This is a genomic window from Streptomyces sp. H27-C3 (genome assembly GCF_030063415.1).
Taxonomy (GTDB): domain Bacteria; phylum Actinomycetota; class Actinomycetes; order Streptomycetales; family Streptomycetaceae; genus Streptomyces.
Genome location: NZ_JASITA010000025.1, coordinates 23921 through 41910, shown reverse-complemented (window position 1 = coordinate 41910; position 17990 = coordinate 23921). Strand labels below are relative to the sequence as shown.

15 protein-coding genes and 1 pseudogene are annotated in these 17990 nt (G+C 70.8%); 3 read left to right on the top strand and 13 right to left on the bottom strand.

The genetic code is table 11. The annotated features are described in order from the left end of the window. Positions 1-21: 21 nt before the first annotated feature. From QMK30_RS23690 to QMK30_RS23670, 5 genes are all read right to left on the bottom strand, one after another. A complete protein-coding gene (locus tag QMK30_RS23690; protein ID WP_283520386.1) occupies positions 22-786 on the bottom strand; it encodes an SDR family NAD(P)-dependent oxidoreductase in 765 nt (254 codons plus the stop codon). Between the two features lie 129 nt (positions 787-915). Then, positions 916-1500 (bottom strand): TetR/AcrR family transcriptional regulator, encoded by a 585-nt coding sequence (locus QMK30_RS23685; RefSeq protein WP_283520318.1) that lies wholly within the window; start codon positions 1498-1500, stop codon positions 916-918. 33 nt (positions 1501-1533) lie between these two features. Next, positions 1534-1968 (bottom strand): nitrite reductase small subunit NirD, encoded by a 435-nt coding sequence (gene nirD, locus QMK30_RS23680; protein WP_502963210.1) that lies wholly within the window; start codon positions 1966-1968, stop codon positions 1534-1536. Beyond that, positions 1968-4523, bottom strand: a complete 2556-nt coding sequence (gene nirB, locus QMK30_RS23675) for a nitrite reductase large subunit NirB (protein WP_283520317.1) — start codon at positions 4521-4523, stop codon at positions 1968-1970. Before nirB ends, nirD begins: the two co-directional genes overlap by 1 nt. 1 nt (position 4524) lies before the next feature. After that, on the bottom strand, positions 4525-5856 hold the full coding sequence (locus tag QMK30_RS23670) for an NAD(P)/FAD-dependent oxidoreductase (protein WP_283520316.1): 1332 nt from the start codon (positions 5854-5856) through the stop codon (positions 4525-4527). Positions 5857-6240: 384 nt separating this feature from the next. On the opposite strand from QMK30_RS23670, the gene QMK30_RS23665 reads away from it, so the two are divergent. Further along, positions 6241-7026, top strand: a complete 786-nt coding sequence (locus QMK30_RS23665; RefSeq protein ID WP_283520315.1) for a TSUP family transporter — start codon at positions 6241-6243, stop codon at positions 7024-7026. 34 nt (positions 7027-7060) lie between these two features. Here the strand turns inward: QMK30_RS23665 and QMK30_RS23660 are convergent, their stop codons facing one another. The 3 genes from QMK30_RS23660 to QMK30_RS23650 form a co-directional block, all read right to left on the bottom strand. Further along, positions 7061-7690, bottom strand: a complete 630-nt coding sequence (locus QMK30_RS23660; protein ID WP_283520314.1) for a class F sortase — start codon at positions 7688-7690, stop codon at positions 7061-7063. 126 nt (positions 7691-7816) lie between these two features. Next, on the bottom strand, positions 7817-8353 hold the full coding sequence (locus QMK30_RS23655; RefSeq protein ID WP_283520313.1) for a GVDTG sorting domain-containing protein: 537 nt from the start codon (positions 8351-8353) through the stop codon (positions 7817-7819). A 388-nt stretch (positions 8354-8741) separates the two neighbouring features. Continuing rightward, the gene (locus QMK30_RS23650; RefSeq protein WP_283520312.1) at positions 8742-9536 is read right to left on the bottom strand and encodes an aminotransferase class IV family protein; all 795 of its coding nucleotides are present in this window, start codon (positions 9534-9536) and stop codon (positions 8742-8744) included. Positions 9537-9724: 188 nt separating this feature from the next. On the opposite strand from QMK30_RS23650, the gene QMK30_RS23640 reads away from it, so the two are divergent. After that, a complete protein-coding gene (locus QMK30_RS23640) occupies positions 9725-10336 on the top strand; it encodes an NADPH-dependent FMN reductase (protein ID WP_283520311.1) in 612 nt (203 codons plus the stop codon). An 87-nt stretch (positions 10337-10423) separates the two neighbouring features. On the opposite strand, the gene QMK30_RS23635 is transcribed toward QMK30_RS23640, so the two are convergent. Continuing rightward, positions 10424-11815 (bottom strand): MFS transporter, encoded by a 1392-nt coding sequence (locus QMK30_RS23635; protein ID WP_283520310.1) that lies wholly within the window; start codon positions 11813-11815, stop codon positions 10424-10426. A gap of 53 nt (positions 11816-11868) precedes the next feature. Then, the gene (locus tag QMK30_RS23630; RefSeq protein WP_283520309.1) at positions 11869-12453 is read right to left on the bottom strand and encodes a cysteine hydrolase family protein; all 585 of its coding nucleotides are present in this window, start codon (positions 12451-12453) and stop codon (positions 11869-11871) included. Between the two features lie 338 nt (positions 12454-12791). On the opposite strand from QMK30_RS23630, the pseudogene QMK30_RS38905 reads away from it, so the two are divergent. Beyond that, positions 12792-13325: pseudogene (locus tag QMK30_RS38905) on the top strand (FAD/NAD(P)-binding protein); the annotation flags it as partial. A 1301-nt stretch (positions 13326-14626) separates the two neighbouring features. Here the strand turns inward: QMK30_RS38905 and QMK30_RS23620 are convergent. From QMK30_RS23620 to leuC, 3 genes are read right to left on the bottom strand one after another with little or no spacing between them, the layout of a single operon-like run. Continuing rightward, on the bottom strand, positions 14627-15730 hold the full coding sequence (locus QMK30_RS23620) for a LysR family transcriptional regulator (RefSeq protein ID WP_502963209.1): 1104 nt from the start codon (positions 15728-15730) through the stop codon (positions 14627-14629). Beyond that, complete coding sequence (gene leuD, locus QMK30_RS23615; RefSeq protein ID WP_283520307.1) at positions 15727-16407, bottom strand: 3-isopropylmalate dehydratase small subunit; 681 nt, start codon at positions 16405-16407, stop codon at positions 15727-15729. Before leuD ends, QMK30_RS23620 begins: the two co-directional genes overlap by 4 nt. A gap of 25 nt (positions 16408-16432) precedes the next feature. Then, on the bottom strand, positions 16433-17833 hold the full coding sequence (leuC, locus tag QMK30_RS23610; protein ID WP_283520306.1) for a 3-isopropylmalate dehydratase large subunit: 1401 nt from the start codon (positions 17831-17833) through the stop codon (positions 16433-16435). Positions 17834-17990: the final 157 nt, after the last annotated feature.

The following is a 17990-nucleotide window of genomic DNA, read 5'->3' as shown; positions in this document are numbered from 1 at the left end:
TCGGGCGGAGGTCCCGCACCGTCAGGCGGAGCTCCCGCCGTCGATCACCAGGTCGGTGCCGACCACGGATGCCGCGTCGGACGAGGCCAGGTAGAGCACTGCGGCGGCGACCTCTTCGGCCGTGGACACCCGGCCGAGCGGCGACTCCTCCTTCATCCGGACGGCGCGCTCGCCATCGCTCTCGCCGGGCCGCAGCGACATGGTGGTGGCCGAGGCGCCGGGGCTCACGGCGTTGATCCGGATGCCGTCGTGGATGTGGTCGAGGGCGGCTCCGCGGGTGAGGGCGGAGACGGCGGCCTTGGACGCTGCGTAGCCCGCGATGCCCGGAACGCGCAGGTGCGCGCCGAGGTTGGAGGAGATGTTGACGATCGCGCCGCCGCCGTCCTGGACGCGCATCCGGTCGATCTCGGCCTGCATGGAGAGCAGTACGCCCGTCACATTGACGTCGAGGAGGGTGCGCCAGTCGGCCTCGGGCAGTTCGGCGACAGGGCGGCCACCGCGGAAGACACCGGCGTTGTTGACGGCGACATCGAGACCGCCGAAGTGCTCGACGGTCCGGCTGACGAGAGCCCGGACGTCCTCGGAGCGGGTGACGTCCGCGGTGATCGCGATCGCGCTGCCGCCCGCCTCGGTGGCCAGCGCGACGGTTTCATCCAGGGGCGTGGCGCCGCGCCCGGAGGCGACCACATGTGCGCCCTCGGCGGCGAAGGCGAGCGCGATGGCCCGGCCGAGGCCGGATCCGGCCCCGGTGACGAGGACGGTCTTGCCGGTGAAGCGGGCGGTCATGGTCATGGTAGTGACTCCTTGAGGAGAGTGCCCAGAACGTTCTGGAATGATCGGTCTGTTATGAAGGCGTGTATAAGGCGCCCGAAGGCGCCGGTGGAACAGGGGGGTCGGTGGACCGTGGGAGGCGGATCAGTCCAGCAGGGTCAGTGCCTGCTCGGTCGCGTCCCGCACCCTGGCCGGGTCGGTGGATGCTTTGCCCACGATCCGCAGGCCCTGCATCAGGACGAGCAGCATCCGCGCGAGTGCCTGTGGATCGCGGCCCGGAGGCAACTCGCCCTGGGCCCGGGCCCGTACGAGCGCCGAGTGCAGCAGGGTTTCCAGGTGCTCCCAGTTCACCTCGACCCGGCGGGCGGCGTCGCTGTCGTGCGGGCCCAGCTCGGCCGCCGTGTTGGTGATGAAACAGCCGTTCAGTCGCTGGTCTTCGGACGCCGACTCGGCGGCGAAGCGGCGCAGCACGGTCCGTACGGCCGGCAGCGCGGGGCCCGGCTGGGACAGCTCGTCGAGCAGGTGGGGGTTACGGACCTCGGCGTACCGGTCGAGGGCCTTGAGGTAGAGCTCGTGCTTATTGCCGAAGGTGGCGTAGATGCTGGCGCGGCCGATGCCGAGGTGCTCGACGAGGTCCGCCATCGACGTCGCCTCGTAACCGCGCCGCCAGAACAGCTCCAGGGCTGCCTGCAGTGCGGCGTCGGGATCGAATTCCTTGGTCCTGGCCACGTGGGTGACTGTATGGGATTGCAGAACGAGCGGTCAAGTAAGGGTGGGGGTTCGTCCCGCCAGTCGGACCCGAAATGTCCCGACCGACACCGAGTCGTCGTCCAGGCAGCGTCCCGTCGCCAGATCGAAGCGCTGCTTGAGGAGGGGGGAGGCGACGAACGGGCTGCCGTGGCTGGCGCCGAGGAGGCCGCGGGAGAGGACGTAGGCGCCGGAGAAGGGGTCACGGTTGTCGATCGCGTACGGGGTGCCCGCGCGGTCCAGGAAGACCGCGACCTGGCGGCCGTCGGGCAGTAGCGCCGCGACCCCGCGGCCGGGGGTCAGGCCGGACAGCGCGCAGACCGTCAACCAGCCCTGGCCCAATTCGAGTTCGATGTCCAGGTCCAGGTCCAGGTCAGGTTCGAGGTCCAGCTCCAGGTCGAGTCCGAGGTTGGGTCCGATGTCGGGGCCGAGATCTGGTTCGGCGTTCATCACGCGGGTGTCCCTTCGAGCGTACGGATGGCGAGCACCGGGCCCGCCAGGAGAGGTGCCGGGTCCGGCTTGACCTGGTCGCGCTCCGGAATGAACGCCACGGACGGATCGGGCGACTCGGGGGCGTTGACGAAGGAGACGAAGCGGCGCAGGCGATCCGGGTCGTTGAGGGTCTCGGCCCACTCGTCGCGGTAACCGATGACGTGCGCAGCCATCAGGGACTCCAGCTCCGCGCACAGCCCGAGCGAGTCGTGGACGACGACATCCCGTACGTGGTCCAGGCCGCCCTCGATCCGCTCCAGCCAGGCCGAGGTTCGCTCCAGGCGGTCGGCGGTGCGGATGTAGAACATCAGGAACCGGTCGATCAGGCGCACCAGTTCGGCGTCGGACAGGTCCTGGGCGAGCAGGTCGGCGTGGCGCGGGTCGGCGCCGCCGTTGCCGCCGACGTACAGATTCCAGCCGTTCGCGGTGGCGATGATGCCGAAGTCCTTGCCGCGCGCCTCCGCGCACTCGCGCGCGCAGCCCGAGACGGCGGACTTGAGCTTGTGCGGCGAGCGCAGGCCCCGGTAGCGCAGCTCCAGGTCGATGGCCATCTTGACCGAGTCCTGCACGCCGTAGCGGCACCAGCTCTGTCCCACACAGGACTTGACCGTGCGCAACGACTTTCCGTAGGCGTGTCCCGACTCGAAGCCCGCGTCGACCAGCCGCGCCCAGATCGCCGGAAGCTGGTCCACCCGGGCGCCGAACAGGTCGATGCGCTGCCCGCCCGTGATCTTCGTATAGAGACCGAAGTCCCGTCCCACCTCCCCGATCACGATGAGCTTCTCCGGGGTGATCTCGCCGCCGGGGATGCGGGGCACGATCGAGTACGAACCGTTGCGCTGGATGTTCGCGAGGAAGTGGTCGTTGGTGTCCTGGAGTGCGGCCTGCTCGCCGTCCAGGATGTACCCGTCCACGTTGATGGTCGGGGCCAGGCTCGCCAGGATCGACGCGACGGTGGGCTTGCAGATCTCGCAGCCGTCGCCGCCCTGCGCCTCCACGCGCGCGTGGCTGTCGAGGAGCTGGGAGTAGGAGGTGATGCGCAGGGTGCGGACGATCTCGTACAGCTCGCTGCGGGTGTGGGCGAAACAGCCGCACAGTCCCTTGCTCCCCTCGCTCTCGGGCAGTAGCTGTCCGATGAGCTTGACGCAACTGCCGCAGCCGGTGCCCGCCTTCGTGCACTTCTTCACTTCGGGGACGGTGGTACAGCCGGAAGCGTGGATGGCGCCCTTGGTGACGTTGTGGCAGCTGCAGATGACGGCCTCGTCGGGCAGCGCGGACGGGCCGAGGGCCGCGGGGACGCCGACGCCCGCCGGGAGGACCAGCGACTCGGGTGCGACGGGCGGCACCGTCCCGGTGAGGGGACGCAGCATGGCGTAGGTGTCGGCGTCGCCGACCAGGACACCACCGAGCAGTATGCCGTCGGGGCTGACGACGAGCTTCTTGTAGACACCGGAGCGCGAGTCCGAGTACACGACGTCGAGGCAGCCTGCGGCGCTGCCGTGCGCGTCGCCGAAGGACGCGACGTCCACACCGAGGAGCTTGAGCTTGGTGGACAGGTCGGCGCCGGTGAAGGCCCGTTCGCGGCCCGCTATGGTCTCGGCCGCCGTCTCGGCCATCTCGTAGCCGGGCGCCACCAGTCCGTACACCCGGCCGTCCGCCGCCAGCGCGCACTCACCGATCGCGAAGACGGCCGGGTCGGAGGTGCGGCACTGCTCGTCGACCGTGATGCCGCCGCGCTCGCCCACGGTGAGGCCGCTGTCGCGGGCGAGCTGGTCCCGGGGGCGTACGCCCGCCGAGAAGACCACCAGGTCGGTGGCGAGCGCGGAGCCGTCCGAGAGCTTCATACCGTTCACCGCGCCGCGTTCGTCGCAGGTCACCTCCTGGGTGCCCACGCCCGCGTGGACGCTCAGACCCATGCCCTCGATGGTCCGCAGCAGGGCGGCCCCGCCGCCCTCGTCGATCTGGACGGGCATCAGCCGGGGTGCGAACTCCACGATGTGCGTGGTCAGTCCGAGCCCCTTGAGTGCCCCCGCCGCTTCGAGCCCGAGCAACCCGCCGCCGACCACCGCTCCGGTCCGCGAGGTCTTCGCGTACTCCTCGATCGCCAGCAGGTCCTCGATGGTGCGGTAGACGAAGCAGCCCTCCGCGTCCTTGCCGGGGACGGGCGGCACGAAGGGGTACGAACCGGTGGCGAGGACCAGCGTGTCGTACGTGAACGTGCGCCCGGCGCGCGAAGTGACCGTGCGCGCCGCCCGGTCGATGGTGTGCGCCGGGTCGTCCAGATGCAGTTCGATGCCGTGGGCGTCCATGAAATCGGGCGCGGCCAGGGCGAGGTCGCCGGGGGTGCGGCCGTCGAAGTACGAGGTCAGCCGGACGCGGTCGTACGCGGGGCGCGGCTCCTCGCACAGCACGACGATCCGCGCGCGCCCGGTGACTCCCCGCTCGGCGAGGGCCTCCAGGAATCGCTGGCCGACCATCCCGTGGCCGACGACCACGATCGTGGGTGTGGGCATCTCAGGAGCCTCCAAGCAGGTGGAACAGGGGGGAGGAGGGGAGCGGCTCGTCGCCCTCCCAGGTACGGGCGAGCTCGCCGACCGCGCCGAGGTCGCCCAGCAGGATTCCGCCGATCAGGCGGTCCCCGCGGACGACGACCTTGCGGTACGCGCCTCGGGTGGCGTCGGTGAGGCGAACGACGTCGTCGCCGGGCAGCGGGGTCGTCACGCCGAAGGTGGCGAGGTCGAGGGGGCCGTGACCGTTCAGGGTGAGGCGGGTCAGGGCGCGGGTGCCGGTGTAGCGGGGGCCGGAGCCGCTGTCGGTGCCGGTGCCGGTGCCGGTGCCGTCCGACGACTGCGGGTGGGGGGTGGGCCGGCCGGGCTGAGGGGTCGCTCCGGCCGTCGTGCCGGGGGCGTTGGTGGGGGCGCCGGCGGCCGGTGCGTCGGCCACGGGTGCGTCCTTCAGTGGCGCGTCCTTCAGTAGAGCGGCCAGGACGTCCGCCTGTTCCAGTGCCGGGCCGGCGAGTCCGTACACCGTGCCGTTGTGCTCCGCGCAGTCGCCGACCGCGCGGATGTGCGGGTCCGAAGTGCGCAGCTGATCGTCCACGACGATGCCACGCCGGACGTCGAGACCGGCGGCCTGCGCGAGGCCGACCCTGGGGCGCACCCCGCAGGCGAGGACCACGAGTTCGGCCGCGAGTTCGTAGCCGTCGGCGAGCTCGACGGCCCGTACCGCGCCGCCGTCGGAGTGCAGACCGCGAACCCGGCACTCCGTGTGGACCTCCACGCCCAGTGCCTCGATGTGGTCGCGGAGCAAGGCGGACGCCGCCGGGTCCAGCTGGCGTTCCATCAGGCGCTCGCCCTGCTGGGCCAGCACCACCCGGGCGCCGCGTGCCGCGAGGGCGCGGGCCGCCGAGACGCCGAGAAGGCCGCCGCCGATGACCACGGCTCGGGTGCCTTCACGGACGGCGGCACCGAGTGCCAGGCAGTCGTCCATGGTGCGGAAGGGGTGCACACCGTCCGGGAGTTCGCGCGGGGGGAGGCCGCGCAGGGGCGGCAGTACGGGGTTCGAGCCGGTGGCCAGGACCAGGGTCGAGTACGGCACGACACTGCCGTCGTCGCACTGCACAACCCGGTCTGCGCGGTCGACGCGGACCACCCGCACCCCGCGCCGCACCTCCGCCGACGGCAGCGCGGCGACCTCCGGCCCGTACCGGCCGGCGAGGACCTCGGCGAGCAGCACCCGGTTGTACGGGGCGTGCGTCTCCTCGCCGATGACCGTCGCGCCCGGCAGTTGCCGGGCGAGCCGGGCGCCCGCCATGCCGCCGCCTATCACCACGATGTCCGAACTCATGGCCTCAGCGTGCGGACCGGGTGTTACCCGGCGGCATCCCGCCCGTTTCCCCCGCGGAACGCTGTCCTCAGCGCAGCGGGCCGCAGCCTGTGAGGTGCGGGAAACCGAAACCCATCCTGTGAGGTGCGGGAAACCGAAACCCATCCCGTGAGGTGCGGGAAACCGAAACCCATCCCGTGAGGTGCGGGAAACCGAACCTCCGGGATCCGTTCGGGCACGATCGATCCGCGCCCGTGTGGGCGGGAGTCTGGACGCATGGACCACGCAGAAACCAGTCCCAGCCGCAGGTGCTCACAAAAGCGCAGGTGCAGGTGCAGGGGGGTGGGGTCTCGCAGGGGTGGGGTAGGGACTGGAGCACGGTCCGCCGACCGTAGGGTCGCGATCATGCCCGAGATATCGCTGACTGTACTCATCGTCCTCTGTCTCGCCGCGGCCGCGGCCGGCTGGATCGACGCGGTGGTCGGCGGCGGCGGGCTACTGCTCCTGCCGGCGTTGCTGCTGGGCCTGCCGCACGTGCCCGCAGCGCACATCCTCGGCACCAACAAGGCAGTGGCCATCGTCGGCACATCGGGCGCGGCGGTGACCTACGTCCGCAGGGCGCCGGTCCAGGTGGGCACGGCGGTACGGATCGGGCTCATGGCCCTGGTGGGCTCCATGTGCGGCGCGTTTTTCGCCGCCGGGATCAGCAGCGCCGTACTGCGCCCGGTGATCATGGTGGCGCTGTTCGCCGTCGGGGCCTTCGTCCTGCTGCGACCGGCCTTCGGCCGCAATGAGGCCGAGGACGAAGCCCCGGTCACCCGGGCCCGTATCGTCACCGCGATCGTCCTCGTCGGCGGCGGCATTGGCTTCTACGACGGAGTCTTCGGCCCCGGCACCGGCACCTTCCTGGTGCTCGCGCTGACCGCCGTGCTCCACCTCGACCTGGTCACCGCCTCCGCCACCGCCAAGATCGTGAACGTCTGCACCAACGCGGGGGCGCTCGCGATGTTCGCCTATCAGGGGACGGTGCTGTGGCAGCTGGGCGCGGTGCTGGCCGTGTTCAACCTGGCGGGCGCGATGCTGGGGGCGCGGATGGCGCTCAGCAAGGGCAGCGAGTTCGTGCGCGGGGTGCTGCTGGTGGTCGTCTTCTCGCTGGTCGCGAAGCTCGCCTTCGACCAGTGGTCGGGCTGAGACCGGTCAACCGGTCACCGTGGCCGGTCGCCGGTCAGCGCACCTGGGTGAGATTGGCGTACGCCACGACGTTGCCCTGATAGCCGTCCTGCCGTGAGAAGCCGCCGCCGCAGGTGATCACTCGCAGTTCGGCGCGCTCCGAGCTGCCGTACACCCGCTGGTCGGGGAAGGCCTTGTTGTCGTAGACCTCTATGGCGTAGATGGTGAACACGGCGGTACGTCCGTCCCGGCGCGTCACCTCGACGGTGTGGCCCTTCTTCAGCGTGCCCAGATGGTAGAAGACGGCCGGGCCCCGCGCGCTGTCCACATGCCCGGCGACGATCGCGGTGCCCCGGGCGCCGGGCGGGGTGCCGTCCTTGTACCAGCCCGCGACATTGCGGTCGTCGGCCGACGGTACGTCGAGGCTGCCGTCGGGAGCCAGGCCAAGCCGCATCACGGGGGCGTCCGCCTTGACCGCGGGTATGCGGATCCGTACGGGCTCGGACGGCGACATCGGCGCCGCGGCCGGTTCCTCGCGGACCTTCTTGGGTGCCCCTCCGGCGATGAACGCCTCGGCAGGGGACGGCTGGGGCGGGGTCCGCTCCTCGGCGCCGTGCTGGACCAGCCAGAGCCCGGTGAAGGCGGCGATGGCGACGAGCCCACCCTTCGTGCGCTGAGCCGTCATGGGAGGTTCCCTCGGGTCCGCGGGGTGTCGGGTCGGTTCGCGGGCGGTACCCCACGTGCCCCCGCTGACGCTGGTCGGGCGGGGGCACGGGGAAACCGGCGGTACTGGGGAGGTGGAGGCCTGCCCTCAACTGTCCTGCGGGCCGCTCGCCCGGCGACGCAGGAACCAGGTACCGCCTACGGCGGTGGCGGCCAGCACGGCCACACCCGCCGCGATCTGGGAGGTGTCGGGGCCCACGCTGCCGCCGACTCCGGTCTTGACGTGGCCCGTGGGATGCGTGGGCTGGACGGGGTGCGTCGGCGAAGGGGGGGCGCCGCCGGTCACAGTGAGGTCGCCGTTGGCGGTCTTGCCGTTGTCGCAGGCCACCGCGATGCCGTAGGTCCCCGGCAGGGTGCCCGCGGGTACGGTGAACTCACCGATCACGACTTCCTTGTGCGTGCCGGGGTACAGGTCGAAATCACCCGCCCCCAGGGACTTCGCGTCCCCCGTGCCGCCGCCTTCGACACCGCAGGCGGTGGTGTTCACGGTGACGTTCGCGCCCGGCGCGACGCTCGCCGGGTACACCTCCAGCGAACCGGTCTCACCCGCGTACGACGGCCCTGCGTACAGGAGCGTCACGGCGGCTGTCAGCGCGGTGCCGGTCAGCAGCTGGGCAGGTCGCATGGGGATCCTCCGGGAACGTGGGACGTGCCTCTGCCTTCGAGATAACGGGCCGCGGGCGCGCGGCGCCTGCTGATGGAAGGTCAGATTCACCGGCCCGTCCCGGCGCGGCGCGCTGGGCAATCGACCTTCCCGCAGGTCAGGCGAGTGGCGATGGGGGGTCACCAAGGCGGCCTCGCGGAACGCGCTGAATGGGTGACGGCGGGCACGGGGTGACGGGCGGGCGCGGATCGTCGCGACGGGTGCGGCCGTCGGTACGGGGTCGAGGGGTTGCCCGTACCGACCCCCGTACCGACCCCTCTCGTCCCGGCCCCTTCTCGAACCAGGTCTCCGCCCCGGACTCCGGACCCCATTCCCCGTACCGGGCGTGCGGAAGGAGATCGAGCCCGTCCTAGACGCGATCCCACGGTGCCGCGTCGTACGCCGACGCCACGGTCTTCATCAGCTGCGGGTCCACCGTGAACTCCGTGTCGTCGATCCGCCGCACCGGCGCGATCCCCTGCGAGTTCGTGACGAACGCGGCGCGGTACGAGGACAGGCCGTCCAATGTCACCGGGCCCCGCGTCGACGGCAGGCCCGCGTCCGGGAGGCGGGGCTCCACCAAGGCCATCGTGATGCCCAACAGCGCAGGGGCGTCCGGCCAGGTCACCGAAGTGCCGTCGTAGAAACCGATATTGGTGATCGCACCCTCCACCACCACCCCGCCGGGACCGGTCAGCAGCGCGTCGTCGAAGCCCGCGCGGCGCGCGAGTGCACCGTAGTGGGTCTGGGCGAAGCCACCCAGGTGCTTGATGTGCGCGAAGGGCCGCTCGTACGGGACGGACATCAGGGCCTGCGGAGCCTCGGACATCGTCATGGGGGCGCGGACGGTGACCATCAGAGTGGCGGCGTCGGCGCCGGGCGCCCACTGCACGTACACCCGCACCGACGCGTCCCGTGTCCCCGCGCCGTCGAGCGCGTGCCGCACCCGTGCCCGTACGAGATCACCGTCCAGGCCGGTGCCGAACACCTCGGCGGTGTTGGCGTCGAGCCTGGCCAGATGCAGGGCGAGACCACGCACCCGCCCGTCCCTGACCTGCATGGCGGTGAAGTGTCCATAGCCGCCGTACAGGGCGGCGACCACAAGATCCTCGGCACTGGGCAGCCGGCCGTCGATCTCGATGTAGGGCACGGGAGGAGTCGTCATGCGCCCACCGTAGAGGCCGCTCAGTCCTCGATCAGGCGCCGGGGGCCGGGGCCGCGCTCGGCCAATGCGTCGCCCGGATTGGACAGCGCGCACTTCTTCAGCGACAGGCAGCCGCGTTCCAGGCGAGTCGAGTCATGTCCGCCAGAATAGCTTGACCTCAACCATGGTTGAAGTATGACTCTTTCCGTATGGACCTCAACACGAATGAATCCGCCCAGGTCAGCGCCCCTGTCCGGCTCGCTGTCATCATCGCGAGCAACCGCGAGGGCCGCTTCGCGCCCATCGTCGCGGACTGGTTCGTCTCCCGGGCCACCGAGCACGTCGGCCTCGACATCGATGTGATCGACCTGGCCGACATCGACCTGCCGACCGCCTTGTCCATCAACCCGTCCGACGAGGTGACGGCCGTTCTGGGAACCGTCTCGCCGCGGCTGGAGGCGGCCGACGCCTTCGTTGTTCTCACCCCCGAGTACAACCATTCCTTCCCCGCCTCCCTGAAAAACCTCATCGACTGGCACGGCACGCAGTGGCACGCGAAACCGGTCGGCTTCGTCTCCTACGGCGGCATGTCGGGCGGCCTGCGCGCCGTCGAGCAACTGCGCCAGGTCTTCGCCGAGATGCACACCGTGACGGTCCGCGACACCGTCAGCTTCCACAACGTGTGGGGCCACTTCGACGAGGACGGCAAGCACAACGACCCCTCGGCCTGCGACGCCGCGGCGAAGTCGATGATCGACCAGATCTCCTGGTGGGCACGCGCCCTGCGCACCGCCAAGACCGCCTCCCCCTACACCGGCTGAGGGTTACCCGCCATGTCGATCCCGCTCCTGCGCACCCGGCTGCACGCCTCGTAGTCCTCGGCGGTCGACGCCTGATGGGCCGCCCGTTCAGTGCCTCCGGCGGGCGTGTTTGGGGCCCGTCGGGCGGGGCCGGGCGTGCCGTGCGTGGCGGCGCCGGGCCGCGCAGGCCTGGGCCTGCACCCGGGCCAGACCCGCGAGCGCGGCCAGGCAGACCGCGGCCGTCACGGTTATGAACGCCAGGGCGGTGCGGTGCAGGCCCCAGGATCCGGCGAGCGTCCCGGCGGCAACGGCGGGGACCGTCATCGACAGGTACACCACGACATAGACCGCGGCCAGCAACTCGGAGCGGCGGGCCGGATCCGCGAGTGCGGCCAGGGCGCGGAACGCGCCGAGGAAGGCCGTGCCCCAGCCGAGGCCGAGCGCCGCGGTGCCGATGAAGAAAAGCGCGGCCCCGCCCGACGCCAGGGCGGCGTGCAGCAGCCCCAGACCGGCCAGCGTCGCGATCACACCGATCGCGGCCGTACGCAGCGGCGGGAACCTGCCGAGCGCGAGCTGGCCGGCGGTGGCCACACCGGCGAACAGAGCGATCGTCAGCCCGCCGACCAGGAGATTGTCGGTGCGCAGAAGCTGGACGGCCAGCGACGGGCCGAGCGAGAGATAGAGCCCGCCGACCGACCACACCGCGACCAGGGGCAGTGACAGCAGGGCGAACGCACGGCGGGCGGGGGCGGGGACCGATATTCGTGAGGGGCGGATCCGCAGGCCGCCGGTCCGCCCCGGCGCCGTTTCCGGCATCACCAGGACACCGAAGCAGGCCAGTGCGAAGGCGGCCAGCAGCAGCGCGTACGTCAGCACGGTCGGCGCCGGCGCGAACTGGACGAGTAGGCCCGCGAGGAGGGCGCCGACAGCGATGCCGCCGACCGGGCCCGCACTGTTGAGCAGGGTGCCGCGGGACGGCGCCGCGGGCGGAGCCAGCTCTATCAGGGCCGCACCGGTGGCGCCGGTGGCCAGCCCGACGGCGACGCCCTGCACCGCCCGCGCGGCGAGCAGCCAGAGCACGTCCCGGGCGCCGATGAACAGCGCCATGCTCGCCACCTCGCCCACCAGCGCGACGAGCAGCACACGGCGACGCCCGAGGGTGTCCGAGAGCGAGCCGAACAGCAGCAGCGCGACGAGCACCGCGACGGCGTAGATGCCGAAGACGACGGTGAGCACGGTGGCCGAGAAATGCCAACGCTGCTGGTACAGCACGTACATGGGCGAGGGCGCCGACGAGGAGAGCAGGAACAGGATCAGGATCGCGCCGACCAGCCAGAACGCCCGGTCGCGGGACATCCTGCGGACGGCGCGTCCCTCCCGGCCAGGTCCGGGCCGTACGCCGGGCCGCCGATCCTCCGGTTCCGGTGGCGGCTGGGACGGTTGTGGTGGGAGGTGCACGGGCAGGCGCAGCTCGATGGTCCCGGTCCGGTCGACGCTCATCTCACCCCGTCCGTCTCTCTGTATCTCCGTCTGTCCGTTTCTCCGTCGCCCGGTCAGGTGGGCAGTGCCTGCTCGACCGTGGAGACCGTGGCGGTGCGGGCGATCACCTTCAGGGCGGCGTCGTGCGTCTCCTGGCTGTCGGTCGCCGTGGCGTCCTCCAGAACCTCGACGCGGTAGTCCCGGTCGTGGCCGTCACGGGCTGTCGACAGGACCACGAGCTCGGTGGTGACGCCGGTCAGCAGCAGCGTGTTGACGCCGAGATTGCGCAGTAGCACATCGAGGTGCGTAGCGAAGAACGGGCTGATGCGGCGCTTCTCCACCACCGGCTCGTCGCCGGCCGGCTTGAGGGCGTCATGGACCTGGGTGCCCCAGGTGCCGAGCACCACCCGGTCACCGTCGCGCGCCGAAACGAACAGCTCCGAGGAAGCGGGCCAGTCGGCGTACCCGGGGGAGAACCCGACCACCACATAGATCACCGGGACCCCGGCGGTCCTGGCCCGCGCGATCGCGGTGGCGGCCCGTTCCAGGACTCCGCGCCGGGCGACCTGCTCGCAGTATCCGTCTGCCGCGTATTTCCCGTCCGGGTGGACGATTTCATTTATCAAGTCGAGTACGAGAAGTGCCGGACGGCGTTCCATCGGAGTCCCCCCTGGACGGTCAAACCTGGACGGTCAAACCTGGACGGTCAAACCTGGACGGTCAAACCTGGACGGTCAAACCTGGACGGTCAAACCTGGACGGTCAAACCTGGACGGTCAATACGCCTTTAATTCAGCGCCATTGGGCAGCGTATCCCCGCCGATGCGGCACCGTAAACACCATGGGGTGGAGACGGGTCGACACATGAACAGAATTGATGCAATGCATGCATTGATCGCTATTGAACGCCGGTAGAGCCGCGCCTAGGCTCAGGGATCGGGGAATTGCATTTCATTTCCGCGCGATTTCGCGCGGGATTGCTAAACGGGGGGACAGAGTGGGGAACAGTGTTGTGAGGGGGCTCCTGGACGCAGTCGGCGTGCACCGCATCGCGGTCGTCGGGAGCGGTCCGCGTGGTCTGAGCGTGGTCGAGCGTCTCGCCGCGAGGCTGGCGAAGGCTGTCGGGGACCGGCCGGTGGAGATCTACCTCATCGACCCGGCCGAGGTCGGCTGCGGCCGTATCTGGCGCAGCGACCAGCCCGAGTGGTTCATGATGAATACCGTCGCCGACGAGATCTCCGCCTTCTCAGGCGTCCCGGACGGCGGACCGCACCGGGCCGGCGCGGGTCCCTCCTTCGGGGAGTGGTGGCGGGCCACGGACCCCGACCACCCGGGACCCAACAGCTACGCGCCGCGCGCCGTCTACGGCCGCTACATGCGGTATGTCCTGAGCGCCGCGCGGGCCGCACTGCCGGCCCGCGTCCGGCTGCACGAGCTGCGGCTCTCGGTCGAGGATCTGACGCGCGCGGGCGACGGCTACCGTCTGCGGCTCTCGGACGGATCACGGCTGTCGGTGGACAAGGTGGTCCTCACCACCGGCCACGCCAGGCCCGAACCGTCCGGCGAGCAGCGGGACCTTGCCGATTTCGCCGCCACCCGCTCACAACTGCGCTACATACGCGGCGACTCGGCCGCCGACATGCCGCTGTCCGGCATCCCGGCCGGCACCGAGGTCGGCATTATGGGCCTCGGCCTGGCCTTCTACGACGTCATGGCGGCGCTCACCATCGGCCGCGGCGGCAGCTTCAAGGAGGACGACGACGGCCGGCTGATCTACCTGCCGAGCGGCGACGAGCCGGTGCTGGTGGCGGGCTCGCGCAGCGGAATGCCGCTGCCCGCCCGGGGACGCAACCAGAAGTCGGCCACCAACCCCTACCGTCCCGTGCTCTTCACAGTGGAGCGGATACGGCACGGGCAGGAGGGAGGCCCTGTCGACTTCCGGTCCGACGTCATGCCGTGGCTCCGGGCCGAGATGAGCCTGGTCTACTACGCCACGGAGATCCGCCGCCGCTCCGGCGCGGCGGCGGCCGGGGCGTTCACCGCCGAACTGGCCGTCCCGATGGGGGCAGCGCTGCCCGATGTGGCGGGCGTCGCCGCCCGGTACGGGGTGGACGATCTGCCGCCTCTGGACCTCGACCGGCTGGCCAGGCCCTTCGCCGACCGTGCCTACCCCGACCACGCGGCCTTCCAGAGGGAGTTGGTCGCCCTGCTGCGCGGTGACCTCGACGAGGCCGCGCGGGGCAACGTCGACTCGCCGCTCAAGGCGGCACTGGACGTCCTGCGCGACACCCGCTGGGTGATCCGCGCGTTCGTGGACTACTCCGGCCTCAACCCGCGCTCGCACCGCGAGGACTTCCTCGGCTGGTATGTCCCCAGGAGCGCGTTCCTGGCGGCCGGGCCCCCCGCGGTCCGGCTGCAGCAGATCATCGCGCTGATCGCGGCCGGAGTGCTGCGCATCGTCGGCCCCGACGCCCGATTCGCCCCGGACCCGGTCACCGGCCGGTTCGTCACCCACTCACCGCAGGTCCACGGATCGCGAGTGGCCGTGGACACCGTCCTCGACGCCCGTATCCCCACGCCCGATGTGCGCCAGGATCCGTCGGCGCTGACCCGAAGGCTGTGTGAGCAGGGCATTTGGACCAGTTACGTCAACGGTTCCGGCGGGGAGTCCTTCGACACTGGAGGGGTGGCCGTCACCGGGTCGCCCTACCACCCGATCGGCGGCGACGGCCGGGCCGACACCGGGCTGTACGTGCTGGGCATCCCGACCGAGCACACCCGCTGGTTCATGCAGGCGGGCAGCAGCCGGCCGGGGATCTGGAGCGACTTCGTCTACGACGCCGACGCCATCGCCGACCACGCGCTGACCCGGGGGGGCGCGCCCGCTGCCGGGTCGCCGTGGGAGCCCGGCGAGCCGGTGGCCCTGCCGGAACTGCGCGCGATCGCGGCAGCGTTGCCCGGATCGCCCTGCGTGCACGGTATGTGAGGCGCACGCGGACTCTCGGGCCCCGCGTGCGGCTCCGCGGCGGCGCCCGGAGCCCGGTCGAAGGACCGGCTCCAGGTGTCGTCGCGGGCCAGTGCCTGGGCCATGGAGACCAGAGCCTCGACGGCCGGGGAGCGGCGGGCGCCCGTCCTGATGCCGATGCCGAGATGGCGCGACAGCGACGGCGCGAAGGGGACGACCCGAAGCTGCGGGTGGGGCAGCACGGAAGGCAGCGCGAGAGCCGGTACCACCGTGATGCCATGGCCCTCGGCGACCATCGAGAGCAGCCCGTTGACGTCGTGGGCCCGGAAGCCGATCCGCGGCTCAGTGCCGACGACCCCGAAGACCGTACGCAGCATCGGCTCCATGCCGCCCACGGGCAGAATGAACACCTCGTCCACCAGCTCCGTCACCCGTACGTCGCGCTGCCCCGCCAGGGCATGGTCCGGGGGCAGGACGGCGTACAACTCGTCCTGAAGCAGCGGGACCGTGCTGAGGTTCCGCTTGGGCAGGGACACGATGCCGACATCGATCGCGTAGCCGCCGAGCCACTCGGCGATCTGCTGGTCAGTGCCCTCGCGGAGCACGATCCTGAGGCCGGGGAGCGCAGCGCGCACGCCGGTCAGCAGCCGGGGGAGCAGCCGGGCGGCGAAGCTCTGGCTGGTGCCGATCCGGACGGTCCCCGCCCGGTCGGCGCGCGCGGCTTCGGCCTCCTGGCGAATCTGCTCCGTACCGAGCACGATCGCGCGGGCATGAATGAGAATGCGCTGCCCGGTCGCGGTGAATTCCACGCCGCTGCGGCTGCGTTTCATCAGAGCGACTCCCAAGGTCTTTTCGAGACTTGAGATCGCATGACTCACCGCGGACTGACTCAGCGAAAGAGCCTTTGCCGCCCGGGTGAAACTGCCGGTGTCGGCGATGGCGACCAGGGCGACGCACTGGGAGAGGTTCATGGGCAGTACGTTCCGTCCGTTCGTGCCTTCGTTTCGTTGGTTTCGCTGGTTCGGTTGGTGCCGTTGGGGCCATTGGTGTACGAGAATTCAGTTGTGGCCGGGAGAGTGGCGCGGCGGCCCCGCTCGTAGGCTGTGATGTCATCCGCGCAGTCGTCCAGCGTCGTGGCGATCGGGTCGCGCCCGGCGAGCAGCCGCTGCCGGGCGTCCTCGTCGAGGGCGAAGGGCTGCACGAGCTTTCCGCAGCGCACCTCAAGTGCTTCGAGGTCGACGGTGATCGCGGTGAAGGGATCCTGCTCGGTCAGCGCCCACAGCCGCTCGACCACCGCCGTCGGCATCGTGACCGTGAGCAGGCCGCGCATCAGTGCGTTGCCGCGGAAGATGTCACCGAAGCGGGGTGCGACGACGGCCCGGAAGCCGAAGCGCTGCAGGGCCCAGACCGCGGACTCGCGTGAGGAGCCGGTGGCGAAGTCGTTTCCGGCGAGCAGCACGGTCGAGCCCTGGTACTGCGGCAGGTTCAGCGGGAAGTCCGGGTCGTCGCGCCAGTCGGCGAACAGCGCGTTGGCGTGGCCCTGCCAGCTGAAATAGGGCACATAGCGGGCCGGGATGATCTGGTCGGTGTCGACATTGCTGCGGCGCAGCGGCAGCGCGGTACCGGTGTGGACGGTGAACCTGTCCATGACTGTTCCTCAACCTTCTGGGGGTCTACAGATCGGCCGGGGCGGAGAGCCGGCCGGCGACGGCCGTGGCGGCCGCGACGGCGGGCGACACGATGTGCGTACGGGAGCCCTTGCCCTGCCGGCCCTCGAAGTTGCGGTTGCTGGTGGAGGCGGCGCGCTGGCCGGGAAGGAGCCGGTCCTCATTGAGCGCGGCGCACATCGAGCACCCGGCGGCGGGCCGGAAATCAGCGCCCGCCTCGGCGAACACCCGGTCCAGACCCTCGTCGACGGCCTGCCGGCGCACCGGGGCCGAGCCGGGCACGATCATCATGTGCAGGCCGTCGGCGACCCTGCGGCCCTTGAGCACCTCGGCCGCGGCGCGCAGGTCCTCGATCCGGCCATTGGTGCAGGAGCCGACGAACACGGCGTCGATGGACACATCACGCATCGCGGTGCCGGGCGTCAGATCCATATAGGCCAGTGCCCGCTCGGCGGCGGCCAGCTCCTGCGGGTCGGCGAAGTCGGCGGGTGAGGGGACAACACCGTCCAGCGGGATGCTCTGGCCCGGGTTGTTGCCCCAGGAGACATACGGGGTGAGCACGGAGGCGTCGATGAGGACCTCTTTGTCGTACGTCGCGTCCTCGTCGCTGCGCAGCGACGCCCAGTACGCGACCTCCCGGTCCCAGTCGGCGCCCCGCGGCATCCCCGGGCGGGTCCTGAGGTACGCGAAGGTGGTCTTGTCCGGTGCGGTCAGCCCGGCGCGCGAGCCCGCCTCGACCGACATGTTGCACAGGGTCATCCGGCCTTCCATCGACAGGGCGGTGACGGCCTCGCCGCGGTATTCGATGATGTGGCCCACTCCGCCGCCCGTGCCGATCCGGGCGATGATCGCGAGGACCAGGTCCTTCGCCGTGACACCGGGTGGCAGCGCACCGGCGACGGTGACGGCCATGTCCTTGGGCCGGGTCATCGGCAGAGTCTGGGTGGCCAGCACATGCTCGACCTGCTTGGTGCCGATCCCGAAGGCGACTGCTCCGAAGGCGCCGAGGGTGGTGGTGTGCGAGTCGCAGCACACCAGGGTCATGCCCGGCCGCACCAGGCCAAGTTCGGGGCCGATCACATGCACGATGCCCTGGCCGGCTGAGCCCAGCCGGTGCAGCGGAATGCCGAACTCGGCGCAGTTGGAACGCATCAGAGTGGTCTGCCGGCGGCCCGCCGGATCCTGGATCACCTTGTCGACGGCGATCGTGGGGGTGTTGTGGTCCTCGGTGCCCACCGTGAGGTCGGGCCTGCGGACGGTGCGCCCGGCGGTCCGCAGGTCGTCGAACGCCTGTGGGGTATTCACCTCATGCAGGAGATGCATGTCGACGTAGAGCAGATCATCACCGGTGCCACCCTGACGTACGACATGGGCATCCCACGTCTTCCGCGCCAATGTCGAACCCATGGAACGCACAACTCCCTACCCGTAATTGTGGTCGCTTCTATTACTCGGACGACACTGGCGCGATTACATTCCTGGGACTCCTGTTATCCACAAGCCGGTGGCCGCCGCGCGGCCCGCTCCCTTACTGTGGATGCGTTGCGACATCGGCCGCCCGGTC